The sequence below is a fragment of the Nocardia sp. NPDC102475 genome (genome assembly GCF_055584605.1).
In genome coordinates, this window is the sequence record NZ_JBVJLS010000017.1 from 180008 (window position 1) to 204536 (window position 24529).

At 66.7% G+C, this 24529-nt stretch carries 26 protein-coding genes; 18 read left to right on the forward strand and 8 right to left on the reverse strand.

The window, feature by feature from the left end:
- Position 1: 1 nt before the first annotated feature.
- On the reverse strand, positions 2-322 hold the full coding sequence (locus ACZ60G_RS28730; protein ID WP_465813775.1) for a hypothetical protein: 321 nt from the start codon (positions 320-322) through the stop codon (positions 2-4).
- A 133-nt stretch (positions 323-455) separates the two neighbouring features.
- Here ACZ60G_RS28730 and ACZ60G_RS28735 point away from each other — a divergent pair, with 133 nt between their 5' ends.
- From ACZ60G_RS28735 to ACZ60G_RS28775, 9 genes are all read left to right on the forward strand, one after another.
- Positions 456-1604, forward strand: coding sequence for an 8-amino-7-oxononanoate synthase (locus ACZ60G_RS28735; protein ID WP_465813776.1), 1149 nt, complete (start codon positions 456-458; stop codon positions 1602-1604).
- Positions 1601-2278: a dethiobiotin synthase gene (gene bioD, locus ACZ60G_RS28740; protein ID WP_465813777.1), complete on the forward strand. Its 678-nt coding sequence runs from the start codon at positions 1601-1603 to the stop codon at positions 2276-2278. The genes ACZ60G_RS28735 and bioD overlap by 4 nt, the downstream gene beginning before the upstream one ends.
- Before the next feature lie 169 nt (positions 2279-2447).
- A complete protein-coding gene (locus ACZ60G_RS28745) occupies positions 2448-2915 on the forward strand; it encodes an SRPBCC family protein (RefSeq protein WP_465813778.1) in 468 nt (155 codons plus the stop codon).
- A gap of 212 nt (positions 2916-3127) precedes the next feature.
- A complete protein-coding gene (locus ACZ60G_RS28750) occupies positions 3128-4294 on the forward strand; it encodes an alpha/beta fold hydrolase (protein ID WP_465813779.1) in 1167 nt (388 codons plus the stop codon).
- 114 nt (positions 4295-4408) lie between these two features.
- Positions 4409-5497 (forward strand): ABC transporter substrate-binding protein, encoded by a 1089-nt coding sequence (locus ACZ60G_RS28755; RefSeq protein WP_465813780.1) that lies wholly within the window; start codon positions 4409-4411, stop codon positions 5495-5497.
- A 2-nt stretch (positions 5498-5499) separates the two neighbouring features.
- The gene (locus ACZ60G_RS28760; protein ID WP_465813781.1) at positions 5500-6366 is read left to right on the forward strand and encodes an ABC transporter permease; all 867 of its coding nucleotides are present in this window, start codon (positions 5500-5502) and stop codon (positions 6364-6366) included.
- Positions 6342-7091, forward strand: coding sequence for an ABC transporter ATP-binding protein (locus ACZ60G_RS28765; RefSeq protein ID WP_465813782.1), 750 nt, complete (start codon positions 6342-6344; stop codon positions 7089-7091). The genes ACZ60G_RS28760 and ACZ60G_RS28765 overlap by 25 nt, the downstream gene beginning before the upstream one ends.
- Positions 7088-8431 (forward strand): LLM class flavin-dependent oxidoreductase, encoded by a 1344-nt coding sequence (locus tag ACZ60G_RS28770; RefSeq protein ID WP_465813783.1) that lies wholly within the window; start codon positions 7088-7090, stop codon positions 8429-8431. The genes ACZ60G_RS28765 and ACZ60G_RS28770 overlap by 4 nt, the downstream gene beginning before the upstream one ends.
- A 46-nt stretch (positions 8432-8477) precedes the next feature.
- Entirely contained in the window at positions 8478-9731 is a 1254-nt protein-coding gene (locus ACZ60G_RS28775) for an MFS transporter (RefSeq protein WP_465813784.1), read from the forward strand.
- On the opposite strand, the gene ACZ60G_RS28780 is transcribed toward ACZ60G_RS28775, so the two are convergent.
- Together ACZ60G_RS28780 and ACZ60G_RS28785 are read right to left on the reverse strand one after the other, a co-directional pair.
- The gene (locus ACZ60G_RS28780; protein ID WP_465813785.1) at positions 9701-10249 is read right to left on the reverse strand and encodes a maleylpyruvate isomerase family mycothiol-dependent enzyme; all 549 of its coding nucleotides are present in this window, start codon (positions 10247-10249) and stop codon (positions 9701-9703) included. The genes ACZ60G_RS28775 and ACZ60G_RS28780 overlap by 31 nt on opposite strands.
- Complete coding sequence (locus ACZ60G_RS28785; protein ID WP_465813786.1) at positions 10246-11220, reverse strand: sigma-70 family RNA polymerase sigma factor; 975 nt, start codon at positions 11218-11220, stop codon at positions 10246-10248. The genes ACZ60G_RS28780 and ACZ60G_RS28785 overlap by 4 nt, the downstream gene beginning before the upstream one ends.
- A 156-nt stretch (positions 11221-11376) precedes the next feature.
- Here ACZ60G_RS28785 and ACZ60G_RS28790 point away from each other — a divergent pair, with 156 nt between their 5' ends.
- The gene (locus ACZ60G_RS28790) at positions 11377-12795 is read left to right on the forward strand and encodes a DHA2 family efflux MFS transporter permease subunit (protein WP_465813787.1); all 1419 of its coding nucleotides are present in this window, start codon (positions 11377-11379) and stop codon (positions 12793-12795) included.
- Positions 12796-12799: 4 nt separating this feature from the next.
- On the opposite strand, the gene ACZ60G_RS28795 is transcribed toward ACZ60G_RS28790, so the two are convergent.
- Together ACZ60G_RS28795 and ACZ60G_RS28800 are read right to left on the reverse strand one after the other, a co-directional pair.
- A complete protein-coding gene (locus tag ACZ60G_RS28795; protein ID WP_465813788.1) occupies positions 12800-13450 on the reverse strand; it encodes a nucleotidyltransferase domain-containing protein in 651 nt (216 codons plus the stop codon).
- A gap of 38 nt (positions 13451-13488) precedes the next feature.
- Positions 13489-14073, reverse strand: a complete 585-nt coding sequence (locus ACZ60G_RS28800) for a TetR/AcrR family transcriptional regulator C-terminal domain-containing protein (protein ID WP_433622450.1) — start codon at positions 14071-14073, stop codon at positions 13489-13491.
- A 105-nt stretch (positions 14074-14178) separates the two neighbouring features.
- On the opposite strand from ACZ60G_RS28800, the gene bioB reads away from it, so the two are divergent.
- The 5 genes from bioB to ACZ60G_RS28825 all read left to right on the forward strand — a co-directional run bounded on the left by bioB (position 14179) and on the right by ACZ60G_RS28825 (position 17407).
- Positions 14179-15192, forward strand: a complete 1014-nt coding sequence (gene bioB, locus ACZ60G_RS28805) for a biotin synthase BioB (RefSeq protein ID WP_465813791.1) — start codon at positions 14179-14181, stop codon at positions 15190-15192.
- Positions 15193-15229: 37 nt separating this feature from the next.
- Positions 15230-15445 (forward strand): biotin synthase auxiliary protein BsaP, encoded by a 216-nt coding sequence (gene bsaP / locus ACZ60G_RS28810; RefSeq protein ID WP_465813853.1) that lies wholly within the window; start codon positions 15230-15232, stop codon positions 15443-15445.
- Between the two features lie 2 nt (positions 15446-15447).
- A complete protein-coding gene (locus ACZ60G_RS28815; RefSeq protein WP_465813793.1) occupies positions 15448-16176 on the forward strand; it encodes a DUF2567 domain-containing protein in 729 nt (242 codons plus the stop codon).
- Between the two features lie 92 nt (positions 16177-16268).
- Positions 16269-16802, forward strand: a complete 534-nt coding sequence (locus tag ACZ60G_RS28820) for a DUF1353 domain-containing protein (RefSeq protein ID WP_465813794.1) — start codon at positions 16269-16271, stop codon at positions 16800-16802.
- A gap of 416 nt (positions 16803-17218) precedes the next feature.
- Positions 17219-17407 carry a hypothetical protein gene (locus ACZ60G_RS28825; protein WP_397087997.1) on the forward strand — a complete coding sequence of 63 codons (189 nt, stop codon included), beginning with the start codon at positions 17219-17221 and terminating at the stop codon, positions 17405-17407.
- A 696-nt stretch (positions 17408-18103) separates the two neighbouring features.
- Here ACZ60G_RS28825 and ACZ60G_RS28830 read toward each other — a convergent pair.
- Entirely contained in the window at positions 18104-18862 is a 759-nt protein-coding gene (locus ACZ60G_RS28830; RefSeq protein ID WP_465813797.1) for an NUDIX hydrolase, read from the reverse strand.
- A 92-nt stretch (positions 18863-18954) separates the two neighbouring features.
- Here ACZ60G_RS28830 and nadA point away from each other — a divergent pair, with 92 nt between their 5' ends.
- From nadA to nadC, 3 genes are all read left to right on the forward strand, one after another.
- A complete protein-coding gene (gene nadA, locus ACZ60G_RS28835; protein WP_465813799.1) occupies positions 18955-19998 on the forward strand; it encodes a quinolinate synthase NadA in 1044 nt (347 codons plus the stop codon).
- A gap of 114 nt (positions 19999-20112) precedes the next feature.
- Entirely contained in the window at positions 20113-21855 is a 1743-nt protein-coding gene (locus ACZ60G_RS28840; protein ID WP_465813801.1) for an L-aspartate oxidase, read from the forward strand.
- A gap of 40 nt (positions 21856-21895) precedes the next feature.
- Positions 21896-22756 carry a carboxylating nicotinate-nucleotide diphosphorylase gene (gene nadC, locus ACZ60G_RS28845; RefSeq protein ID WP_465813803.1) on the forward strand — a complete coding sequence of 287 codons (861 nt, stop codon included), beginning with the start codon at positions 21896-21898 and terminating at the stop codon, positions 22754-22756.
- A 3-nt stretch (positions 22757-22759) separates the two neighbouring features.
- Here nadC and ACZ60G_RS28850 read toward each other — a convergent pair whose 3' ends face one another.
- Positions 22760-23938 carry a winged helix DNA-binding domain-containing protein gene (locus tag ACZ60G_RS28850; RefSeq protein WP_465813805.1) on the reverse strand — a complete coding sequence of 393 codons (1179 nt, stop codon included), beginning with the start codon at positions 23936-23938 and terminating at the stop codon, positions 22760-22762.
- A gap of 16 nt (positions 23939-23954) precedes the next feature.
- Positions 23955-24449 carry a tellurite resistance TerB family protein gene (locus ACZ60G_RS28855; protein WP_465813807.1) on the reverse strand — a complete coding sequence of 165 codons (495 nt, stop codon included), beginning with the start codon at positions 24447-24449 and terminating at the stop codon, positions 23955-23957.
- Positions 24450-24529: the final 80 nt, after the last annotated feature.

The window sequence follows — 24529 nt, forward strand, 5'->3', positions numbered from 1 at the left end:
GTCAGGCGCGTCTGCGGGTGTCGTGCTCGGTTCCCGCGCGCTCGGGACGGTCGGTGTCGGAGACGATCTCCCAGACCCGGAAGACGCAGTGGTAGTCGTCGGCCCAGCCGGATGCGATCAGCAGGTAGGTGTCGCCATCGCGCAGCAGCACACGGCGACCCGGAAGTCTCGGATGCTGCGGGGTGAAAGTGGGCACGAGCGAGTGCAATTTGGCCACGGCCTGCTCGCGCGTGCCGATCACCTCCGCGAGAACCCGCGGCGACCAACGCTTGTGATCGCCGGAACCTGTTGTCTCTTCGACGACTATCGCCCACCGTGGCATTCGGCCCTACTCCCTTTGGCGGAAATGCCGCGCCACCGTCGGTCGGTGGCGACCTTCAACGATTGGCTCCAACGGTACCAGCACCAGCCCCCGCCCATGCGGCTTGAACGGTGTTCAAGTATGCTGCGGAGCTGTGACTACCGATCCGTTGGGCTGGCTCGACGAACGTGCCGCCGAGCGCGTGCGCGTCGGGTTGCGCCGTGAGCTGCGACCCCGTGCGGCACAGTCGCCATCGATCGACCTCGCCTCCAATGACTACCTCGGGCTGGTACGTCATCCGGAGGTCATCGAGGGCGCGATCGAGGCCGTGCGACGCTGGGGCACCGGGTCCACCGGATCCCGGCTCGTCACCGGCACCACCGCCGAACACGAGCAGCTGGAGACCGAACTCGCCGAATTCGTCGGCGCCGAGGCCGGTTTGGTCTTCGCCTCCGGCTACGCCGCCAATCTCGGAGTGGTGACCGCACTCGCCGGGCGGGGCGCGCTGGTCGTTTCCGATGCGGCCAGCCACGCTTCGCTGGTCGACGCCTGCCGGCTCTCGCGTTCGCGCGTGGAGATCGCCGCGCACTGCGATGTCGAGGCGGTCGAGCGGTTGCTGGCCGAGCGGAGCGAGGAACGGGCACTGGTACTTACCGATTCGGTATTCAGCGCCGACGGTGATATGGCTCCGCTGGCCGAGTTGCACCGGGTCACCCGGGCGAATGGCGCGGTACTGATCGTGGATGAGGCGCACGGGCTCGGTGTGCGCGGCGCGGGTGGGCGCGGGCTGGTGCACGAGGTCGGTTTGGCCGGGGAACCGGATCTTGTCGTGACCGCGACCCTGTCGAAAGCTTTTGCCGCACAGGGCGGTGTGGTGTTGGCCAGTGAGCGGGTGCGTGCGCATCTGATCGATGCGGCGCGCACGTTCATCTTCGATACCGGACTCGCACCCGCCGCGGTCGGTGCGGCGCGGGCGGCGCTGCGGTTGTTGCGTCGAGAGCCCGAGATGGCGGGTCGGGTGTTGGAGCGGGCAGCCGATATCGCGCGCATTGCCGGTGTGGCGGAACCGGATTCGGCGGTTGTCTCGGTGGTGCTCGGCGAGGCGCAGGTCGCGTATGACGCCGCGCAGGCATGCCGCGCACGTGGACTCGATGTCGGATGTTTCCGTCCGCCGACGGTGCCCGAGGGGACATCGCGGCTGCGGCTCACCGCGCGGGCGAATCTGACTCCCGGCGAACTCGATACCATCGCAACGGTCCTCGGCGAGGTGCTGGCGCAGGCGCGTGGATTGGTGATCGCATGAGTGTGCTTTTCGTGACCGGTACCTCCACGGAGGTCGGCAAGACCGTGGTGACCGCCGCGCTCGCCGCGACCGCGCTGGCCGCCGGTCGGTCGGTCGCGGTGTGCAAACCGGCCCAAACCGGTGTGGCGCCAAGCGAACCCGGCGATCTCGCCGAAGTCGAACGCCTCACCGGTGTCACGAGAACGGTCGAGATCGCGCGGTATCCCGATCCGTTGGCTCCGGATACCGCCGCGCGTCGGTGCGGGCAGCCGCTGTTGACGCTGAGTGAAACCGCCGCCGCCATCGACTCACTCGCCGATGCGGATCTGACCCTGGTCGAAGGCGCAGGCGGATTGCTGGTCCGCCTCGGCGAATTCACGCTGCTCGAGCTGGCGCAGAAGCTCGACGCTCCGGTGCTCGTTGTCGCGGCGGCCGGGCTCGGGACTCTCAACCACAGCGAATTGACCACGCGCGCGCTGTCGTCAGCCGGTGTCCGCTGTGCGGGTCTTGTGATCGGCTCCTGGCCGGACGAGCCCGGGTTGGCAGAGGAGTGCAATCGCACTGATCTGCCTCGGGTTACCGGGGTCGAGTTGGTCGGCACGGTACCTGCGTGGGCTGGTGCATGGGATCGCGAGCGGTTCTCCGCGGCTGCACCTGGTTGGTTCACCCCCGGTTGGTCAGCGCTCGGCCAGTAGGTTTCCTCGGCGGGGTGTCTCGGTGAGATGCATCGACCGGCAACTGATAGCTCTGGCTGTGTAGCGAGTGCAGCGCGACTGTTGGATGAGCGGCGGCCCGGTGAGCTGTGAACGGCGGCTATTGTGCGGACTGACCCGAATCAGGCTCGGCACGACTATCGTTCGACCTGTGGCTTCCACTCGGATCGGCTGGCATGTGAAAGCATCGCGGGCGAACGTATATCGCCTGCTGCTGGACCCGGACGCGGTGGCAGCCTGGCAGGTGCCGACCGGGATGACCAGCGAGGTGCACGAATTCGACCCGCGCGAGGGCGGAACCTTCCGCATATCGCTCACCTACGACGAGCCGACCGATACCGGCAAAACCACCGCGCAGACCGATACCTTCCACGGCCGTTTCGTGCGGCTGGTGCCCGATGAGCAGGTCGTCCAGATCGTCGAATTCGAGACCGGCGATCCATCGGTGACCGGCGAGATGACCATCACAATCGACTTGGTCGACGCCGACGGCGGCACCCAGATCAACGCCGTCCACGACGGACTGCCCGAGGGTGTCCCGCTCGACCAGAACGAACTCGGCTGGAGCATCTCCCTCGGCAAGCTCGCCACCCTCGCCGAAACCGGCGAACTGCCCTGATCGCGGCCACAGGCATCGTCACGGCTCAACACTGAACGTAGGCACCAGATTCCAGCGCTCGAGCTATGTGCAGACCTGCGACGGCGCGCGCCACCTCGACCTGCTGGTCGTGGGTGTGCGGCCGGTTGTCGGCGAACATTTTCGCCCCAACTCGGCGATTGCCACGCGCACTCGCCTGGCAGCACTCGCGAACCGTACCTACAGTGGAAAAGATGTCGCCGTTGGACGATCGGCACCCGTCCACCGTCTCGGACTGGGACGACGCGCGACGGAGGGCCCGGCTTCGGGAGACTCGTCTCGGGCACGGGTGGCAGACGTTGCGCCGTACCAGGTTGGCGCTGCTGCGGGTCGCCTTGATATTGCTCGCTGGGCTAATCGTGTTCGCCCAGTACTGGGTGCATGACGTCACCCCGGAACGCGATCGGCTCGCGCGCACCGAACCCGCTGTCCTGCCGATCGCCAACCCCGCGCACGATCGCGACTGGGACACGGTCGTCGTCGATATGGTCGGTCTCGGTGGACTCAATGCCAGCAATACCGCGGCCGCGCTGCCCGCCCTCAGCGACATGGGAGTGGTCTGGGCCATAAAATACGACAATCAAGGTATCGACACCAAGGTGATCGCGGATCTGATCATCCGCGCCGCCCAGATGTCGGGGCTGAAGAATGTCGTCCTGGTCGGACACAGTATGGGCGGGGTCATCGCGCTCGAGGTCGCGCGGCATATCCACCTCGACAGCGACCTGCGCTTGGTGGGAGTGATGCTGGACTGCACGCCGGTGGATTTGAATGCGGTGCGTCCGGAGAGTCGCGGTGCGGGCGAGGATATGGTGCGCTGGATGGGCTGGCTGCCGGGGGCGCGGGAAAGCCGCACCCTGCGGCTGGCGGTCGAAACCTACGCGCGCCGTGACCGATTCGTCGATCGCGGGGCCAACGGGATGCCCGGGGTCCGGCTCGAGCCATTGCGCGATGTCGTCGAAGAAGTGTTGCGCGAGAAGGTCTTCTCCAAAGACGTGGCAAGCAACGGCCTGATCGAGACGCAGTTCCTGGCGATCGTGGCGGGCGGTGCGATCAACGATCTGCGCGCGCTGTCCCGGCCCGCCGACGGCAAACCACGCCCGGCCATCGTCTTCATCCGCCCGCGCAATCCGGATAACGACCGGGTGGTGGATGTCGAGTACTCCCATCAGGTACTCATCGAGCGGGCCGGTGGCGTCGACGGCTCGCTGTTGGTCGTCATGCCGCGAAATACCGGACACGCCAATCCGATGCAGCGCCCCGAGGAGTACAACCGGATCATCGATCAGCAGATCCTGCCGTTCATCGAGCGATACCAGGAACAGATGCGCGCGACGATTTCCGCGGCGGCGCCGCGCTGAGTTGGCATCCGGTCCTGAGTTGGCATCCGGTCCTGAGTTGGCATCCGGTCCTGCGTTGGAATCAGGCTAAGGCAAACCGTATGCGTGCCGGTTTCATCTTGATTCAATCACCGCATGTTCCGACCACGTACGTTCCTGACCGGCCTGCGCGGCCGCACTATTGCCGCGTTGCTCGCTGCGGCGACCGTTGCGAGCCTGGGTGTGACCGGCTGCGCGAGCGACGACAAGCCGGTCGGTAAAACCGACGCTCCGCTGCCCACCGAAATCCCCGCGGGCACAAAGCTCGTACTCGCCGATCAACAAGAGCGGTTCAAGTCGGTACTCCAGTTCTCCGGCGAACTCGACAAGCTGCCGTTCAAGGTGGAGTTCGCCAATTTCATCGGTGGACCGGCCATCCTGGAGGCATTCCGGGCCGGCGCCGCCGATGTCGCGACCGTCGGCGATGTCCCGCCGATCCATGCGCAGGTCGCCGGTCAGGATGTGCCGATCGTCGCGGCTTACCAATCCAATCCCAACGCACTGAAACTCGCGGTGGCGCCGGGCAAGACGGCCACCACGCTCGCCGACCTGAAGGGCAAGAAGATCGCCTACGCCGAGGGCACCGCCCAGCAGGCCGCGGTGCTGCGGGCGATCGCCAAGGCCGGGCTGAAACCCACTGATGTGCAACTGGTCCGGCTGCAGCTCGCGGAATTCCTGGACGCGGTGCGCACCGGCCAGGTCGATATCGCGCCACTGGCCGAACCGAACGTCACCCGGCTGTTGCGTACCCCGGGCGCCTCGCTGATCCCGGATTCGGAGACCACCGGCATCTACGGCGGTGTCGGCTACCTGTACGCGCGCCGTGCCGCGGTGACCGATCCGGCCAAGGCAGCGGCGACTCGGGCGGTGGTCGCCGCCTATATTCGCGCCTACCAGTGGGTCAATACCCACCAGGAGGAGTGGGCGCGCAAGTACTACGTCGAGAACCAGAAGGTCAGCGCCGATGATGCCAAACGCATTGTCGACTCGTTCGGCACCTACACCTTTCCGCATCTGGATCAGCAGCTCATCGATCGCCAGCAGGGCACCATCGACGCGATCGACAACGCGGGCGAACTGCCCAAGAAGGTGCGCGCCGCGGACGATTTCGATCTGCGCTTCGACGCCGTCATCACCCAGGCCGTCACCGAGAGCGGCGCCGCGTTCGAACCGAAGGCGAAATAGCAATGGCTACCTTGGATGCCGGTGTACTCGGCCGGATCGGACGAAGTTCACACACCGCCGCGGAGCCGGTTCTGGCCCGCCGCAAGCCGACTCGGCCCCGGCTCGGACCGGGCCGCCCGATTCCGTTCGGCATCGCCATCGGTCCCGTACTGCTGATCGCGGCATGGGTGATCGGATCCGCCTCGGGCGCACTGGATGAGCAGACACTGCCCGCGCCGTGGACGGTCGCCGAGACCGCACGCGATCTGCTCGCCGACGGCAGGCTGCAGTCGAACCTGCTGACCTCGCTGAAGCGCGCGGCCTGGGGCCTCGGGCTCGGCGTGGTGATCGGTGTGGTGCTCGCCTTGATCGCCGGATTGAGCCGCGTCGGTGAAGCCCTGCTGGACGGGCCGATTCAGATCAAACGCTCGATTCCGACGCTGGCGCTGATCCCGCTGTTCATCGTGTGGTTCGGCATCGGTGAGGACATGAAGCTCATCGTCATCACGACCAGTGTGGCGATCCCGATCTACATCAATACCCATGCGCAACTGCGCGGCGTCGACAGCCGGTATGTGGAATTGGCCGCGACGGTGGGTCTTTCGCGATGGGGATTCATCCGCCGGATCGCGTTGCCCGCTTCGCTGCCCGGATTCTTCACCGGGCTGCGGCTGGCGGTCACGATTTCCTGGCTGGCCCTGGTCGTGGTCGAACAGGTGAATGCCACCAGCGGCATCGGCTATCTGATGACGCAGGCGCGTACCTACGGCCAGATCGACGTCATCGTGGTCGGCCTGGTCATCTACGGCCTGCTCGGATTGTTCGGCGATCTCGCCGTGCGCGCGACGGAACGGAGGGCGCTGTCATGGCGGCAGACGATCGCGGACTGAATGTGGTCCGAACCCGCGGGCTGCGCAGGGGTTTCGGCGACCGCGTTGTGTTGCACGGTGTCGATCTCGATATCGCGCGCGGCGAATTCGTCGCCCTGCTCGGGCGCAGCGGTTCGGGTAAGAGCACCTTGCTGCGTGCGCTGGCCGAGCTGGATCGCGATGTGCTCGGCTCGGGTGAGTTGCGAGTGCCGACGGAACGTGCGGTGGTGTTCCAGGACTCGCGGCTGCTGCCGTGGAATCGGGTACTCGACAATGTGACTCTCGGTTTGAAGAGTGGCGACGCCGCCGAGCGCGGTCGTACCGCTCTGGCCGAAGTCGGCCTCGCCGGACGGGAAAAGGCCTGGCCCAAGGAGCTTTCCGGAGGTGAGCAGCAGCGCGTCGCCTTGGCGCGGTCGCTGGTCCGGGAACCGGAGTTACTGCTGGCGGATGAGCCCTTCGGTGCGCTGGATGCGCTCACCCGCATCAAAATGCATGTGCTGCTGCAGGATCTGTGCGCCAGGCACAAGCCCGCCGTCTTGCTGGTGACCCACGATGTCGATGAAGCGGTGCTGCTCGCAGACCGCGTGCTCGTCCTCGACGAGGGACGCATCGCGGTCGATCAGCGCATCGATCTGGAACGTCCACGCCGCCACATCGATCCGGACTTCAACCGCCTGCGCGAGCTGCTGCTCTCCAGCCTCGGCGTCGATATCGCCGCCCTGCACGATGAAAAGAAAGCCTCATGACCCGCCAACTCAGCCTCAATGCGTTCATCTACCCCTCCGGACATCACGAGGCGGCTTGGCGGCATCCGCAGAGCCGACCCGACCGGATCTACGATGTCGCCTACTACCAGGAGATCGGCCGCACGGCCGAAGCCGCGAAACTCGACGCGGTGTTCTTCGCCGACGGGCCCGCACTGCGCACCAATGTCAAGCACAATGCGGCCTCCGGTCTGGAACCTATTACGCTGCTCACCGCGATCGCGACGGCCACAACCCACCTCGGCCTGATCGCCACCGCGTCCACCACCTACTACGAGCCTTACAACCTGGCCAGGCTGTTCTCCACGCTCGATCACATCTCCGGTGGCCGGGCGGGCTGGAATATCGTCACCACCGGAACCGACCTCGCCGCAGCGAATTTCGGGCTCGACAAACATCCCGATCACGCGACGCGATACGCGCGGGCGCGGGAATTCGTCGATGCGGTCGTCGCGCTGTGGGACAGCTGGGAGGACGACGCCATCCTGCTGGACCAGGCGGCGGGCATCTACGCCGATCCGGACAAGATCCATCCGATCGACTTCGTCGGCGAATACCTCAGCGTGCGTGGGCCGTTCAACGCGCCGCGCACCCCGCAGGGACATCCGGTGCTCGTACAGGCCGGTGCATCGAATGACGGCCGGGCCTTCGCGGGCCGGTACGCCGAGGCGATCTTCACCGCGCACCAGCGGCTCGAGGATGCGCAGGCGTTCTATTCCGATATCAAGGCCAAGGCCGCCGAATTCGGCCGGGACGCCGAGCAGATCAAGATCCTGCCCGGCATCAGCCCGTTCATCGGCGACACCGAGGCGGCGGCCAAACGGTTGGAGCGGGAGTTCAACGAGCTCACGGTGCCCGAATACGGGCTGAAGCAGTTGGAGGGCATCGCGGGGGAGAGCTTGCGGAACCTGCCGCTGGATGAACCGGTACCGCTCGAATTGTTCAGCGATGCGGGCGATGTCACCGATAACGAGCGCAGCCGCCGGCAGGTGGTCGCCGGAATCGTGCAGCGGGAACGGCCCACCGTGCGCGGGCTGCTGCACCGTCTCGCCGGTGCCCGTGGACATCGGGTCTTCGCCGGTACGCCGGAACAGGTCGCGGACACCATCGAGGAATGGTTCCGCAATGGCGCCGCCGACGGTTTCAATTTGATGCCGCCCTACTACCCGGGTGGTCTGGAGGTCTTCGCCGAGCAGGTCGTCCCGATCCTGCAGCGGCGCGGCCTGTTCCGCACCGAATACACCGGAACCACACTGCGCGACCACTTCGGTCTGCCGCGGCCGGAGAGCAGGCACACCCGGCGACCGGCGCTCACGCAGTGAGCGGTTGTACCAGTCCGCATCGGTGGCTTCGCACGGCGCGGGCGCTATGAGCGAGCGCGTCGGCGCCACAACTGAATCCGTTCGCCTGCGTTCACTGGTGTGGACTGTGTTCGTGCCGGTGGTGCTCTACGGCATCGGATCCGGCGCGGCCGCACCGATGTACGCGTTGCGCGCATTGGACCTGGGTGCGTCGGCCGGTGTCGCCGGAATCGTCGTCGCGCTGAGCGGGTTGGGTATGGTGCTGGCCGATCTGCCCGCGGGGCGGATCGTCGCGCGCATCGGGGAACGCTGGGCGATCGCCGTCGGATCGGGCCTCGGTCTGGTCGGGGTGCTGTGCGCGATCTTCGCACCGCATACCGGAGTGCTGGCGGTTGGTGTGTTGCTCAATGGAACCGCCAGTGCGGTATGGGGTTTGGCGCGACAGTCCTACATCGTGGCCGTTGTGCCACCGGACGAGCGGGGCCGTGCGTTCTCGGCCTTGGCCGGTGCCTCGCGCCTCGGATCGTTCTGCGGACCGTTCATCGGGGCAGGAATGGTGTACGCGATGGGGCCGAGCGGTGCGCTGTGGTTGCAGTTCGGCACGACCGTCGCATCGGGCGCGGCGATGCTCGCCATCCGTTCGGCCGACGCCGACGATACGGATGCCGCCGATCACACCATGCGTTCAATTGTCGTCGAAAACCGCAGGGTACTGGGCACACTCGGTCTGGCGGCACTGCTGATGGGTGGTGCCAGGGCGACCCGCACCGCACTGCTCCCGTTGTGGGCCGCGCATATCGGCGTGAGTGCCGCCGCCACGAGCCTGATATTCGGCATCGCCGGGGCAATGGACGTGCTGCTGTCCTATCCGGGCGGCATCCTGCTCGATCGCTACGGCAGCCGCGCCACCGGCGTGCCGTCGATGTTGCTGTTCGCGGTCGGCTTCGCGGCGCTTCCACTCACCTCGACGGCGCTCGAACTCACCGGTGCCGCCGTGCTGCTCGGGCTCGCAAATGGCGTGAGCAACGGCATCATCATGACCGTCGGCGCGGGCGTCGCACCGCCTGGCCAACGTGCGGAATTCCTCGGTGCCTGGCGTCTGACACATGACATAGGCATGTTCGCGGGACCGATCACCGTCGGCTTGATCAGTGCCGCAACGGTTCTCGGTGCCTCGGCGCTCGCCGTCGCCGCTGCGGTATGCGCAGGCGCGGTCGCCATGCACCGCTGGTTCCCGGGTACCTATCCCGTCCTAGACGCACGCTGCGCTGCTCCGATGCGTTTGGGTACTCAGGACACCGGCCGAGCTCGGCCGAGGTAGGCGAGCAGCCGGTCGCCCAGGGCGGTGGTCGGCGGTTCGATCGGCGGACCGAACAGGGGCCACCGGTCCGCGATCGGGACGAGTTCCGGTGCGACCGCCAGTAATTCGCGGGCGAGATGCTCCGGGATCGACGGGGGTTTGCGATCGGTGGCGGCGAGATCCCAAGCATGGACCGTCAATTCGAGAGCACCGACGGTCCCGAGCACCCGGGCGGGCACCGGTCTGCCGAAGATGACCACCGACCCGGGGTGCTCATTCGCCCAGTCACCGAGCAGCGCCACGGCTCGACTTCGAATATGGGCCGTCCCCGCACAATTCGGCAGTGGTGCGCCCGGCGTGAGCCGAACCTGCCCACCGGCCAAACCTTCCCGCAACGCGGCAATCGACTCGTCCACATGCGCGAGCAGCATGCGCGTATTCCAGCCTCGGCACGGCGTGGGCGCTGACAGATCGGAACCGATGCCGGGCAGTACCGACAGCAGATACGCGACCGCCCGCTCGAGCAGATCATCGCTCATGGCAGTGCGGGCTCGGGCGACGCATTCGCCGCCAACGACGTGGGCAGTCCGAACGCCGCGAACATCGAGCTGTCGTGATACGAGACGACATGCGCGATCCCGGTCGGGTTCGCCGTCAGGATCTGCAGCGATTGCGCCCGACCGCGCAGATAGAACGCGAATCCGGGCTGACCGTTCGCGGCGATCGGCACCATCCGGGCCTCGCCCACGCTATACGGACACTTCGCCCGAATGAGCTCGATGATCGTGGTATCGCCGCGGAACCATTCTTCGATCGGCGGCATCTCCCACACCGCATCCGACCGCAACAGCGTGACGAGCGTATCCATATCGGCGGCTTCGAATGCGGCGGCATAGCGGTCCAGCAGCGCGCGGATTTCGGGGTCGTTCGGCTCGGCCACCGGCGTGTCCGGCTCGAGCTCCGCCAGCGACGCATGTGCGCGCTGCAGCATGCTGTTGACCGCGGCCACGCTGGCCCCGATCAGCTCGGCGACCTCGGCGGCCTTCCAGTGCAACACATCTCGCAGTATCAACACCGCACGCTGACGTGGCGGCAGATGCTGCCAGGCGGCGACCAATGCCAGCCGCATACCCTCGCGCGCCGTGACGATGGCGGCCGGATCCGAGGTCTCGGGTGCGACGAGCACATCCGGCATCGGTTGCAGCCAAGAAATCTCGGGCGCGAAGTTCAGCGGGCGTGTGGGATCCGCGGTGGGCTCGGATAAACCGGTGGGCAGCACGCGGCGTCGCTGCTCGATCGCATTGAGACACGCATTGGTGGCAATCCGGTACAGCCAGGTTCGCATCGAAGCGCGCCCCTCGAAATCGCCGTATCCGCGCCAGGCCCGCAGCAGCGTCTCCTGCACCAGATCCTCGGCATCATCGACCGAACCCAGCATCCGGTAGCAGTGGGCGAGCAGTTCGCGCCGATACGGCGCGGTACGGGCGGCGAATTCGTCGCTGTCGGTCATGTGCAGTCCTTCCGGGTGCCCCGAATGGTGTCCCTCTGAAATATCGACCGCCGTGCCGCCCAGAACTCATCGGTGCGATGAGTTTCGGGCGGTCGTCGGTCGGTATATGTGCGTGCCCGAACCATCGGGCACGCCGAAACCAAAGGAAGGATCACCGTGAGCACACCAATCGTTTCGGCGGTGACACAACGCTGGGTGCTGGTACTCGGCGCGGTCGCGTCGCTGATGGCGGCACTGGACACCCTGGTCGTCGCCACCGCACTCAGTACCATCCGGCACGACCTCGGGGCGTCGCTGCAGACGCTCGAATGGACCGTCAACGGATATAACCTCAGCTTCGCCGTCTTGTTGATGACCGCGGCGGTGCTCGGCGACCGCTTCGGACGCAAGCGGATGTTCATTGTCGGGCTCGGCATCTTCGTCGCAGCGTCCGCGGCCTGCGCGATATCTACCACCGTCGCGACCCTCATCGCCGCCCGCGTGGTGCAGGGCATCGGCGCGGCATTGATCATGAGCCTGGCGTTGGCACTGGTCAGCGCGGCATTTCCACCGGAGAAGCGCGGTATGGCCATGGGGCTGCTGCAAGGCATCACCGGTCTCGCCGTCGCGTGTGGTCCGCTGGTCGGCGGGGCCGTCGCGGAGGGATTGTCCTGGCAATGGATCTTCTGGCTGAACGTGCCGATCGGGCTGATCGCGCTCCCATTGGTGGCGGCCCGTGTTCCGGAGGGCTTCGGTCCCGATACCGCGGTGGACGGCACCGGATTGGCACTGGTCACCGGCGGTGCGTTCGGTGTGGTGTGGGGTTTGGTGCGCGGCAATATCGCGGGCTGGTCGAGTTCGGAGGTGCTGATCGCACTGGTCGGCGGGATCGCATTGCTGATCGTCTTCGCGGTCTGGGAAGCGCGCACACGCGAACCGATGTTTCCGATGCGGCTTTTCGTGAATCGCGGTTTCGCGGCGGGAAATACCGCCATATTCCTGACCTTCGCCGCTCTGTTCGGTGAGGTGTTCTTCTACGCGCAGTTCCTGCAGGCGGTCCTGCACTACGGCCCACTCGGCGCCGGATTGCGCCTGCTGCCATGGACTCTCACGCTGTTCTTCTGCGCGCCGGTCGCCGGTGCGCTGGCCGACCGGATCGGGGAGCGGCCCCTGATGGTGAGCGGGCTGGCCCTGATGGCGGGCGGCATGCTCTGGATCGCCGCCATCGCCGACCCGGCGATGACATACGGCTCCTTCGTCGTTCCGTTCATCGTCTCCGGCGTCGGCACGTCGATGGTGCTGCCGTCGGCACAGAGTTCGGTGGTCGGCGCGGTCGAACACGCGATGCTCGGCAAGGCGGCCGGTGCCAACAGCATGATGCGCGAGCTGGGCGGGGTCTTCGGAATCGCCATCGCGGCAGCGGTTTTCGCCGCAACCGGCGGATACGGTTCAGTGGATGAATTCACCGCCGGATTCGGCCCGGCGATCAAAGTCGGTGCGGTACTCGCCCTGCTGGGCGCGGTGGTCGCACTAGCACTGCCCGGGCGCAGGGCGGGCGTGGCAGTTGACGTCGAGGAGGCGACAGTATCCGTCTGACCCCTCAATCCTGGTGAGTCGAAATGCTTTCCAGCCATGGGTGATCGGGGTGCACCCGCGACAGCCACTCGAACAGCCGGGACCTTTGGGAACGGTCCATCATCGGTAGCGCACGACGGAAATCGGCTTCGTCCTTGTCGCGGCGCGCCTTTGCCTTGAACAGGAGCGCGACCTCGGGAGTCGCGTACGGAATGCCCTCGCTGGTGTAGCGAATCAGATCGTCGTAGGGCAGGCTGATCGATGGGTCGCGGCGGCACACCCATCGATCACCGACGTGCGGTTCCCGAAACACGTCGAGCCGATAGCGCCCGATCGCGGGTTCGCGAAGCCAGGTCTGATGGAAGTCTGCCGACTTCGCCGGAAACGGCCAGATTCGGTGGTCACCGACAACGTCCCACTCGAAACTGGGAAAAGTAGCGACAACCTCGCTGAATCTGCCCTGCGGGACACCGATTTCGAGGTCGCTGTGTTCCCGAGCCCCGCCGCCGGTGAACAGATCCAGCGCCCACCCCGCGGTCACGCACCACGGAACCGTGACCTCCGACAACCGCTGCGCGACTTCGGCAGGCGTCCACGCCTCCCACAGCCTTTCGCATTCCTCCGCCGAAACCGCCCGCCCGTCCTCGGGTGACTCTCCAACATCCGGATCAGGCATCTGGACGTTCCTTCCAGGCGTGTGCGCCGACGAAGGATTCAGCGTACGCGGGTGCCGAGCAGGTGACGCACGCCGCCGACGAACAGTTGCAGGCCGAAGTCGAAACGTGCTGTCGCGTCTGGGGTTTCGTTGAGCGGTGAGGCATCGTCGGTCAGCGCACCGGCCGAATCCATCTGCATTCTGGACTGCTCGTCCACGGTTTGTCCGAGCACGTAGTACAGCAGCGTGTACGCCGCGAGTTCCGCTTCCGGCCGCGGCATTCCGCCCCGGATCGCGGCGCCCACGAGCCGTTCCCGGCCCTTGCTCGTGGTGAGTCGGGAGGCATAAGTCGCCGAGACCAATTCGGCGCCGTCGCGATAGGCGAGCAGGCAACCGCGCAACCGATGCGCCAATTCGGTGATCTGGCCCGACCAGTCCTCGGCCTCGATCGGATCCTCCATCGGGGCCAGGATCCGGTCGGCGACCGCGCCGAGCAGCGCCTGCTTATTGGGGAAGTGCCAGTACAGCGCACCGGGCTGGACCTGGAGTGAACCGGCGAGCCTGCGCATGGTCAGGTCGGCGAGACCGTACTGGTCGAGAATGGCGATGGCGCCGTCGACCACGTCCGCGCGGTGCAGCTGCACGCTGTTTCCTTCCCCGAGGTGCTTTGACTCACTTGTTACCGCTACCCTAGCCTGAACACCGTTCAAGTTGCACGGCCACCTCGGCCGGACGAAGGGATTCGTGCAGTGACCCAGGCACCCGTCCAAACCGACATTCTGGCGACCGCCCGCGAGCAGGTGCTCGAGCGCGGTGCAGGCCTGACGCAGGAGCAGACCCTCGAGGTGCTCCGGCTCGGCGACGACCGGCTGGAGGAACTTCTCGCCCTCGCGCACGACGTGCGCATGAAGTGGTGCGGTCCCGAGGTCGAGGTCGAGGGCATCATCAGCCTCAAGACCGGCGGTTGCCCCGAGGACTGCCACTTCTGCTCGCAGTCGGGCCTGTTCCAGTCGCCGGTGCGCGCCGCCTGGCTCGATATCCCCAGCCTGGTCGAAGCCGCCAAGCAGACCGCCAAGACCGGTGCCACCGAGTTCTGCATCGTCGCTGCCGTGCGCGGTCCGGACGAGCGGCTGATGGCGCAGGTCGCCGCCGGTGTCGAGGCCATCCGCAACGAGGTCGACATCCAGGTCGCGTGTTCGCTCGGCATGCTCACCCAGGAGCAGGTCGACCAGCTCGCCGCCATGGGCGTGCACCGCTACAACCACAACCTGGAGACCTCCCGTTCGCACTTCCCGAACGTCGTCACCACGCACACCTGGGAAGAGCGCTGGGACACCCTGCGCATGGTGCGCGAGGCCGGTATGGAGGTCTGCTGCGGCGGCATCCTCGGCATGGGCGAAACCCTGGAGCAGCGTGCGGAATTCGCGGCGAACCTGGCCGAGCTCGAGCCGGACGAGGTCCCGCTGAACTTCCTCAACCCGCGTCCGGGCACCCCGTTCGGCGACCTCGAGGTGCTGCCCGCGGCCGACGCACTGCGTGCCGTCGCCGCATTCCGGCTCGCGCTGCCGCGCACCATCCTGCGCTTCGCGGGCGGTCGCGAGATCACCCTCGGCGACCTCGGCGCCAAGCAGGGCATCCTCGGCGGTATCAACGCTGTCATCGTCGGCAACTACCTGACCACCCTCGGCCGGCCCGCCGAAGCGGACCTGGATCTGCTCGGTGAGCTGAAGATGCCGATCAAGGCGCTCAACGAAACACTCTGAATCGGTCACGAAAGAGGCTGGCGCCGTGAGTACTGTCATGGATATGGACGAGCGCTACAACCCGTTCACCGGCAAACGCATTGTGCCGGGGCTCGACGATCCGGTCCCGGCCGCCGCGGCACTGGGGCTGGAGCCGCCGCGCTTCTGCGAGCAGTGCGGCCGGCGCATGATCGTGCAGGTCAGCCCGGACGGCTGGTGGGCGAAGTGCTCGCGGCACGGTGGGCTGGATTCGAAGAATCTGGAACACCGCTAGTGGTGGCCGAATACGGCGACGTCGTCACCGCCTCGCCGGGCTCGGCCCGGCTGGTGGGCGTGCGGCGCGAGCTGCGGGCCGCCGCGCTGATCGCGGTCGGTGTGGTACTGCTCAGCGTCCTCGGCGGCGTGGTGTGGGCCTTCGTCGCGCCCACCGAGCAGTATCTGGTGGTCAAGGCGCGCGCCGGCGAGGTACCGGCCAAGGGCGCGGCCCTGACCGGGGAGAGTGTGCACCAGTTCGACGCGCTGGCGATCTTCGTCTGCATCGGCGCGGTGCTGGGTGTGCTGACGGCGATCGGCGCATGGCGTTGGCGTCGCGTGCGCGGACCGCTGCTGCAACTGGGGCTGCTGATCGGTTCCGGCGCAGGCGCTTACGTGATGTCGAAGGTCGGCGAGCAGATCATGCAGTGGCAGCATCCGATGCCCCACGACCCTGCTGTCGGCCAGATCGTGCGGCTGCCGGTGGAGGTCGGCAGTTGGCTGGCGCTGATCGTGCAACCGCTGCTCGCCTCGCTGATCGTGCTGTTCCTCGCTGCACTCAGTCCGACAGAGGATCTCGGCACCGGCTTCAGCGGCCCGCTCGGCGATTCGCGGCCATACTTCACTGCGGCAAGCGGATTCGCGTCCGTCGACAATGCCGATTCGTATCGTGGCGCTGCGAACGGCGGCCCGGTGCCCTACGGTGTGCCGTATGGCGGCTTCGGACCGCCCGGTTCGGATCGCGGGCGCTGACGTTATCCGAACCGTTGCCCCAGCGGCGGCACAGACGTACCAGAACGGCCTAGAATTGTGGGACACGCTGTGCGTTCAGAGAGGAACGGATCATGGCGTTCGTCGGTAGCGGACCAGTGGTCGAAGAACTCGACGCGAAATTCTGGCGGGTCGTCGAGCCGCTCGTCTATCACGGTGCCACACAGGAATTCGTCATCCCAGCGGGCTTCCGCACCGACTTCGCGTCGGTGCCGCGGGCATTGGTCTGGCTGATACCCCGCTACGGCGCCTACACCCGCGCCGCCATCCTGCACGACTATTTGCGGAGCTCGCACGAGGTGAGCACCGCCGACGCGGACGGCCTGTTCCGCCGCTGCCTGCACGAGTTCAACGTATCGGTGCCGCGCCGCTGGATGATGTGGGCCGCAGTGCGTTTGGGAAGCGGACTGCGCGGCGCCACTCTCGGTGATATCGCACGCTTTCTGCTCGTCGCGATCCCCTCGATACTGTTCCTTGCGATCCCGGTCGTCGTGGTGCAGGTATTCCTGTGGCTGTTCTGGTTGGTGGAGTTGGTGTTCTGGACTGTAGCGCGCGTCGGACAGCGCACCGCCGCCCCGCCACCACAACCCCAGATGAAGACCGCCTGACCGTCCGGTCCGGAACTCTCTTTCAGCAGTTCAACCCGCGTATTCACATGTCCTGATGGAGGCTCGCGTTCGCGACCCGGCTTAATCTCATTGCACGCCAGGGGGTGTCGCTCCCGCTATCGGAACGTGCAGGAGGACAGATGGAATCGCGTGTGCGACCGTCGCCGAGAACCGTTTTCGCACAACAATTCGCCGCGCTGTTCGAGGCCGCGGGCAATTCCCATGTTCTAGGGAACACCAAAGGAACGGCTTGCGGAACAAGCCCGTGACGCGTCAATACAGCGTCCCTGGCATGTGGCGGGATCACGCGCCGCAGCTCCCATACCAACCGCCGTGCGGGTGAAAAATCAGTGGTGGCGGTGGTGGCGGCACGGATACCGTTGGCGCACAAAGTCGAGCATGGGAAGGAGGTGGCGATGAGCGAGGATGTGTTGACCAGGCATGGGCAGGGGGTGCTGGTTCCGGAGGTCGGGAAGTCCGAGCGGGCGGATCTGGTGGCGTGGCGACGGCGGGATGCGTTGCGGCGGTCCAGTGCCGCGCAGCCGATTCCCAGTGCGCGGCGGTATCGGCGGAAGGCGAAGCATAAGGGGCGGGAGCGGGATTGAGGATACGTCTCGTGTGACCCCGTTTTCACGTGTGAATGCACGTGGAGGCGGGGTCTTTTCTGTTGTTGGTGGGAACAGGGCTCGGAAGAGCCGATGCCTCTCGGAGTCCGATGCCAGCAGTGTGCATCCGGTGAGCAACCGGTTTGGGTCGAGGTCATCGGCAGGCCGAAAGTAGTTCTGCCACAGGGCTTTCACTGCCCATCGGCATGAGCATTCATCCGCTCCGGAACGATGTACAGGCGACCGGCTTCCGGTCCGGATAACTCGTATCCGACTGTGACCAGCCATATTCGGCGACTCTGCCCACTGCCCCGTACCCCTCGGAGCGATCGATCCCTACCGTGTGAGTTGTTCGAATTGCGGAGTCGAATTTCGGTCTCGACTCCGCGAATCACCGGAAGGATCAGCGATTCGGAGGGGAGAGCAATGTCCTGGATATCGGCGGTGGCGGCAGCGGAGTCGGCGTTCCCGTGCCTCTGGCCGGTGTGCGTGTTGAGCTCCGGGCACCTGGGGGTGCCCGGCGGGCTGTCCGAGTAGAAGGGGAGTGCCCTGGTCGATGGTGACGAGGGCACGCTCGGATGCCGTGGCTCCTACGGCAGTGGCCACGGCACAGTCCATTTCGGGCTCGGCGATCGCTTCGGGGGAGCGGTCGCCGAACTGGGAGGGGGCGATCGTGGGGCAGGCGATCGCGGGCGGTCAGGTGGGTGGGCGCAGCGCCGCGAATTCGTCGGTGACTCGGATTTCGGAGTCGGTGAACCGATAGACCGCCGCGGGACGCCCACCTGCCCGGCCGGGGGATGCGGTCGCGCCGGTCGGCGTGATCACCTTGCGGCGCGTGAGAACTCGCTGCAGATTCGTTGTGTCGACCTCGTAACCGAGCGCGGCGCAGTAGATTTCGCGCAGGGTGGACATGGTGAACCGCTCGGGTGCCAGCGCGAAGGCGATATTGGTGTAGGAGAGCTTCGCGGCGAGCCGGGTGCGCGCGTGTTCGACGACCGTGCCGTGATCGAACGACATGTGCGGCAACTGGGAAACCGGATGCCACGTGGTGTCCGAGGGCAGTTGCGGGTCCGCGGTCAGCGGCACCAGCCCCAGATAGGCCGAGGCGATCCGCCGCGGCGCGGGCACCCGGTCCGGATTGCTGAATACCGACAACTGCTCCAGATGCGCCAGCTCGCGCACATCGACCTTCTCGGCGAGCTGGCGACGGGCCGAGACATTGAGGTCTTCGTCGTCGCGCAGCCGTCCGCCGGGTAGCGACCACGTGCCCTTCTGCGGGTCGAGTGCCCGCTCCCACAGCAGCACCGCGAGTTCGGTCCGCTGACCGGGCGGACATGGCCGAATCAGCTCATCTGTCATGCGCGCAGGGCTGCTACCTGCGGTGATGTCGTCAGGGAAGCGCCGAACCTGGAACACCGCGGTGAGTGTTTCGTGGATGGTGCTACTATGGGCCACGTTTTCGATTATAAGTCGAAAACCTGGTTTGGTGCGAATCGGCTGGCATGTGAAAAGGCACAAGGGCCGAGCGCACGAGGAGAGGAGCCATCATGGCGACGATGGGTGTGAAGCTGGCGCCCCCGCTGATGGGACAGGTAGTCGACGGTCCGACCGGATTCTCCGGGGTCGAGGCCACACCGGAGTGGGCGGCCGAGGTCAAGCGCCTCGCCAGGGAGCGCAACGCGACGATTCTCGCGCACAACTACCAGTTGCCCGAGATCCAGGATGTGGCCGACCATGTCGGTGACTCGCTGGCGCTGTCCCGCATCGCGGCCGAGGCGCCCGAGGACACCATCGTGTTCTGCGGTGTGCACTTCATGGCCGAGACGGCCAAGATCCTCAGCCCCGAGAAGACCGTGCTCATTCCGGACCAGCGGGCGGGCTGTTCCCTGGCCGATTCCATCACCGCCGACGAATTGCGGGCCTGGAAGGCCGAATTCCCGAATGCGGTGGTCGTCTCGTATGTGAACACCACCGCCGCGGTGAAGGCGCTCACCGATGTCTGCTGCACCTCCTCGAATGCCGTCGATGTGGTCGCATCCATCGATCCCGGCCGCGAGGTGCTGTTCCTGCCGGATCAGTTCCTCGGCGCGCACGTCAAGCGGGTCACCGGCCGCGAGAATATGCACATCTGGGCGGGCGAATGCCATGTGCACGCCGGGATCAACGGCGACGAGCTGACCGAACAGGCCCGCACCCACCCGGATGCCGAACTGTTCGTGCACCCCGAATGCGGTTGCGCCACTTCGGCGTTGTACCTCGCGGGTGAGGGCTCGTTCCCGGCCGACCGGGTGCACATTCTGTCGACCGGCGGGATGATCGACGCCGCCAAGGCCGCGAAGTCGAATCAGGTCCTGGTCGCCACCGAGGTCGGCATGCTGCACCAGTTGCGCAAGGCCGCCCCCGGCATCGACTTCCAGGCCGTGAACGATCGTGCGTCCTGCAAGTACATGAAGATGATCACCCCGGCGGCGCTGTTGCGCTCGCTCGTGGAGAACACCGACGAGGTGCACGTCGACCTGGAAACCGCCGCGCTGGCCCGCAATTCGGTGCGGCGCATGATCGAAATCGGCAACCCGGGCGGTGGCGAATGAACGGCCGCGAACGGAGCGCGACGTGCGCGCTCGTCCGGAGCGGCGGTGCGGAATGATCGCCGGGGCAGTCGGTAGCGATACCGCTGCCGACCAGGTCGAGAAGGGCCGGGGCGCATGAGCGGCGCGCCGCGGATCGACTGGGAAGCCGCCGCCGATCTGGTCGTGATCGGCGGGGGCGTCGCCGGGTTGACCGCGGCACGAACGGCATCGCTGCGCGGGCTGCGGGTGCTCATCCTCAGCAAGGGCGGCCCGACCGATACCGCAACCCAGTACGCCCAAGGTGGCATTGCCGTCGTTGCGCCGCATGAGGATTCGGTGGAATCGCATGTGCGCGACACGGTCGAGGCCGGTGCCGGACTATGTGACGAGACGGCGGTGCGTTCGATCGTCGAAGGCGGCCAGGCTGCGGTCGCCGCACTGACCGATCTAGGTGCGGTCTTCGATCTCGCTCGGGACGGCCAGATCTCGCGCACCCGCGAGGGCGGTCACAGCACGCGACGGATCATCCATGCCGGAGGCGACGCCACCGGCGCCGAGGTGCAGCGCGCGCTGAATGCGGCTGGGTTGCCGGTCCTGTTCGGTGCCGCGGCACTCGAAGTTGTTACCGGGCGGACCGGTGTGCAGGGTGTGATCGCGGTGTCGGAGAACGGATTCGGGGTCGTGCACGCACCGGCGGTGCTGCTGGCCACGGGCGGGCTCGGTCAGCTGTACGCGCTGAGCACGAATCCGCCGGGTGCGACCGCCGACGGCATCGCGCTGGCGCTCTGGGCCGGCGCCACGGTGGCCGATCTCGAATTCGTGCAGTTCCATCCGACGGTGCTCTACACCCCCGGCGGACTCGGCAGACGGCCGTTGATCAGCGAGGCGGTCCGCGGCGAAGGCGCGACACTGGTCGATTCCGATGGGAATTCGGTGACCGCAGGTGTGCACCCGCGTGGTGATCTGGCACCGCGCGATGTGGTGTCGCGTGCGATCGCCGCACGGATGCGCGCCCTCGGCACCGATCACATCTACCTCGACGCCCGAGCGATCGAAAGCTTCCCGCAACGGTTCCCGACGATCACCGCATCCTGCCTGGCCGCCGGGATCGACCCGCATACCGATCTCATTCCGGTCGCACCCGCCGCGCACTATCAATGCGGCGGGGTCGTGACCGACACCCACGGCCGGACCGCGGTTCCCGGTCTGTATGCTGCGGGTGAGGTGGCGCGTACCGGGCTGCACGGTGCCAACCGCCTGGCCTCGAACAGTCTGCTCGAGGGGCTTGTGGTCGGTGAACGGGCCGGGGTGGCCGCTGCCGAACGTCTCGGCGAGGAAGCGCACGTGACGGACGTGTCCTTCCACACCATTCCGCGCGCCGCCCGAGCCTTGGTGCAGCAGTCGATGACGTTGCATGCCTCCGTGGTTCGCGATGCCGCCGGACTGGCGGAGGCGGCCGTGCGGTTGCGAGATGCGGTGTCACACAGTGCGGCAAGTCGCTTGCGTGCCGAGTTGACCACTGCCAAACAGCGGTTGACAGGTGCGGCGATCGAACTCTCGGCACTGAACGGCAGCGGGGCCGTGAATGCCGATGCGGCGTCGCACGACACCGACGACCTCAACGGTGCGGCTGCGGCACAACGCATCACCGCGTTCGAGGACGCCGCCCTCACCCTCACCGCCCAGGTGCTGCTGCTCTCCGCGGCCGCCCGCACCGAAAGCCGCGGCTCGCACACCCGCTCCGACCACCCGACCCCCGACGATCACCAAGGTCGCAGTCGCGCAGTACGTCTGGGCACAGAAGGTCACCCCGTCCCCGCCCCCGACGGTCTCGACCTCACCACCTGGACCCAGGACGCCATCCCCAGCGCCTCATGACCGCGGCAAGCACGAGAACAGTAGGACGAGGAGTGCACTGATGGGACTGGATACCGGCCTGGATCGTGACGAGGTGCTGGCCCTGATTCGCACCGCACTGGATGAGGATCTGCGCTACGGCCCCGATATCACCACGGCGGCAACGGTTCCCGCCGATGCGGCGGTGAAGGCGTCGGTGGTTTCGCGCCAGCCGGGCACGGTGGCCGGGCTCGATATCGGCCTGCTCGTGCTCGACGAGGTGATCGGTGCGGGCAATTACGAAATCACCGATCGGGTCGCCGACGGGACCCGGGTCGAGCCGGGCCGGTCGGTGCTGGGACTGGTCGCGCCGACCCGCGGTCTGCTCACCGCCGAACGGACCATGCTCAACCTGGTCTGCCACCTGTCCGGCATCGCGACCGCCACCGCCGCCTGGGTCGACGAGGTCGCGGGCACCGACTGCCGCGTCCGCGACAGCCGCAAAACCCTGCCCGGCCTGCGTGCCCTGCAGAAATACGCGGTCCGCGTCGGCGGTGGCGTCAACCACCGCATGGGCCTCGGCGATGCCGCCCTGATCAAGGACAATCACGTGGTAGCCGCCGGTTCGGTGGTCGCCGCCCTCCGCGCGGTGCGCGAGCTCGCCCCCGATATCGCCTGCGAGGTCGAAGTGGACAGCCTCGAACAACTGGACGCCGTCCTGGCCGAAAACGTCGAACTGGTCCTGCTCGACAACTTCCCACTCTGGCAAACCCAAGCCGCCGTCCAACGCCGCAACGCCCAGGCCCCCACCACCAAACTCGAATCCTCCGGCGGACTGACCCTTACCGATGCTGCCGACTACGCCCGCACCGGCGTCGACTACCTGGCCGTCGGCGCACTGACCCACTCGGTGCGCGTCCTCGACCTCGGCCTGGACATGTAACCGTCAGGCGGTGAGTTCGCGTTCCAACGGCGTGCGGAATCGGGGGATGGCGCGAACCTCGCCGTACCAGGTGGTGATGCGGGCGGCTTCGGCTTCGATGAGCGATTCCGCTTCGGAGCCGATGTCTTCCAGAAGGCGGTAGACGATTTCGCCGTCTTTGCGCTGGGCCCAGCCGCCGACTATGCGCCCGTTCCACCAGATGGTGGGACCGACGTTTCCGTTGCGATCGAAGAGGGTTGAAGCGTGGGGGCCGAGGTACCAGTCGCGAGACTGCCAGCCCATGGGGGTCGGGTCGAGCGCGGGGAGCAGGGCGGCCCAGGGTTCGGGCTCGGGGGTCGGGTCCTGGTCGTCGGCTAGTAGCAGACCGGTGGTGCCGTCGAGATCGACCTCCACCACATCGAGTTGGGCGAGTGCCTTGCGAACCTCGGTAAGGGTCCAGCCGGTCCACCACTTGATATCGGTGATGGGCGCGGGCCCGAAGGCGTAGAGCCACTGCCGGACGAGTTCGGCGCGTGCCGCATCGGCGGGCATGGTCGGAACACCTTGCGGCAGCCAGGTTTCTATCGGCGCCCAGGTGTATTGGCTGCTCGTCCAACTCCCATTCGGCCGACCGCGCACGATGCGCCCCTCGACACCGAGGATCACGAGCACCCAGGTGGTAATGCTGGTGGGACGCGAATACGCCTTGTCCGGAGCGGGATTCACCTGTGTACGCAGCCGGGGCACGTCCTTGCTCAGCTGTGCGCCGGTCGCCGCCCCGCGCGCCAAGAGCGCCTTGTGCGTTTCGTCTTCGACGTCGGCCAGCCACGCGCGCACATCCCCGTCGACCACACCGGCCTGCTCGATGAACCTGCCGTAGGTGCGACGTTGCTTCTCCGCCAACGCATCCGCGCACGACGCCTGTAATACCGGCAGCAACTCGACCGGTGCGATGAACATCGTGCGCCGCATCGCCAGCAGGCGCAGCAGCGTCCGATCGTCGTACAGCGCCTTCTCGACATGTGCGGGCTCAGCGGTGCGACTGCGCGCGCCCACCGACAGGTACACCGTCGCTGGATCGGTCGCATGCAGGACGACGAGGGATCGGACGATATCGGCAACGTCATCGGTACGGGACGCTGGTGTCAGCCGATGCCGCCGCGCCAGCCGGGCCTGCCGCTCCGCCGCATCAATCGAACGCATATGCGAATACTAGCGGTCAGATGCCGAACTGCTGCGGATCCACCCCCAGCGTCTGGCATGCCTCCCGTACCGCCGCGATCTCGTTCTGATCGAAATTCCCGTCCGCATTGCCGATCATGATGCCGATCTGGACGACCGCATGCGCCTCGGTCGGCTTACCCGCCGCCTTGCCGATCTGCTGCAGCACATGTGCCCGCCCGAATGCCGGATCGCCGACCAGCCGGTTGCAGTTGTCCTCGAACAGGTCGCGCAATTCATCGGTCGGGAAGTTCTGCAGCACCGGATCGGAGCCGATGAGTCCGGCCACCCGCATGCGCTCGGCCGGCTCGATGGTGCCGTCGGCCGCCGCGACGAGTGCGCACATGCCCATGCTCGCGTCCCGGAACGAACCGCCGCGCAGCTCGTTCTTCTTGGCCAGCAACTGCGCTCGCCACTGCGGGGCCTTGTCCATCAGATCCATCAGGCGACCGATATTGGTCGCATTGCTGATGAGACGGTTCAAGAAGGCCATGGAAACTCCCCGGAACGAGGTTCGGACGACAGACAGGCCCGAACTCTGGATCGACATCGCGCACGCTAGCAGAACCCACC

What these genes read in the sequence shown, in the direction of transcription:
- ACZ60G_RS28730 (WP_465813775.1), bottom strand. Translation starts at nt 322, where the DNA reads ATGCCACGGTGGGCGATAGTCGTCGAAGAGACAACAGGTTCCGGCGAT.
- bioD (WP_465813777.1), top strand. Translation starts at nt 1,601, where the DNA reads ATGAGTGTGCTTTTCGTGACCGGTACCTCCACGGAGGTCGGCAAGACC.
- ACZ60G_RS28750 (WP_465813779.1), top strand. Translation starts at nt 3,128, where the DNA reads ATGTCGCCGTTGGACGATCGGCACCCGTCCACCGTCTCGGACTGGGAC.
- ACZ60G_RS28755 (WP_465813780.1), top strand. Translation starts at nt 4,409, where the DNA reads ATGTTCCGACCACGTACGTTCCTGACCGGCCTGCGCGGCCGCACTATT.
- ACZ60G_RS28760 (WP_465813781.1), top strand. Translation starts at nt 5,500, where the DNA reads ATGGCTACCTTGGATGCCGGTGTACTCGGCCGGATCGGACGAAGTTCA.
- ACZ60G_RS28765 (WP_465813782.1), top strand. Translation starts at nt 6,342, where the DNA reads ATGGCGGCAGACGATCGCGGACTGAATGTGGTCCGAACCCGCGGGCTG.
- ACZ60G_RS28770 (WP_465813783.1), top strand. Translation starts at nt 7,088, where the DNA reads ATGACCCGCCAACTCAGCCTCAATGCGTTCATCTACCCCTCCGGACAT.
- ACZ60G_RS28775 (WP_465813784.1), top strand. Translation starts at nt 8,478, where the DNA reads ATGAGCGAGCGCGTCGGCGCCACAACTGAATCCGTTCGCCTGCGTTCA.
- ACZ60G_RS28780 (WP_465813785.1), bottom strand. Translation starts at nt 10,249, where the DNA reads ATGAGCGATGATCTGCTCGAGCGGGCGGTCGCGTATCTGCTGTCGGTA.
- ACZ60G_RS28785 (WP_465813786.1), bottom strand. Translation starts at nt 11,220, where the DNA reads ATGACCGACAGCGACGAATTCGCCGCCCGTACCGCGCCGTATCGGCGC.
- ACZ60G_RS28795 (WP_465813788.1), bottom strand. Translation starts at nt 13,450, where the DNA reads ATGCCTGATCCGGATGTTGGAGAGTCACCCGAGGACGGGCGGGCGGTT.
- bsaP (WP_465813853.1), top strand. Translation starts at nt 15,230, where the DNA reads ATGGATATGGACGAGCGCTACAACCCGTTCACCGGCAAACGCATTGTG.
- ACZ60G_RS28820 (WP_465813794.1), top strand. Translation starts at nt 16,269, where the DNA reads ATGGCGTTCGTCGGTAGCGGACCAGTGGTCGAAGAACTCGACGCGAAA.
- ACZ60G_RS28825 (WP_397087997.1), top strand. Translation starts at nt 17,219, where the DNA reads ATGAGCGAGGATGTGTTGACCAGGCATGGGCAGGGGGTGCTGGTTCCG.
- nadA (WP_465813799.1), top strand. Translation starts at nt 18,955, where the DNA reads ATGGCGACGATGGGTGTGAAGCTGGCGCCCCCGCTGATGGGACAGGTA.
- ACZ60G_RS28840 (WP_465813801.1), top strand. Translation starts at nt 20,113, where the DNA reads ATGAGCGGCGCGCCGCGGATCGACTGGGAAGCCGCCGCCGATCTGGTC.
- nadC (WP_465813803.1), top strand. Translation starts at nt 21,896, where the DNA reads ATGGGACTGGATACCGGCCTGGATCGTGACGAGGTGCTGGCCCTGATT.
- ACZ60G_RS28850 (WP_465813805.1), bottom strand. Translation starts at nt 23,938, where the DNA reads ATGCGTTCGATTGATGCGGCGGAGCGGCAGGCCCGGCTGGCGCGGCGG.
- ACZ60G_RS28855 (WP_465813807.1), bottom strand. Translation starts at nt 24,449, where the DNA reads ATGGCCTTCTTGAACCGTCTCATCAGCAATGCGACCAATATCGGTCGC.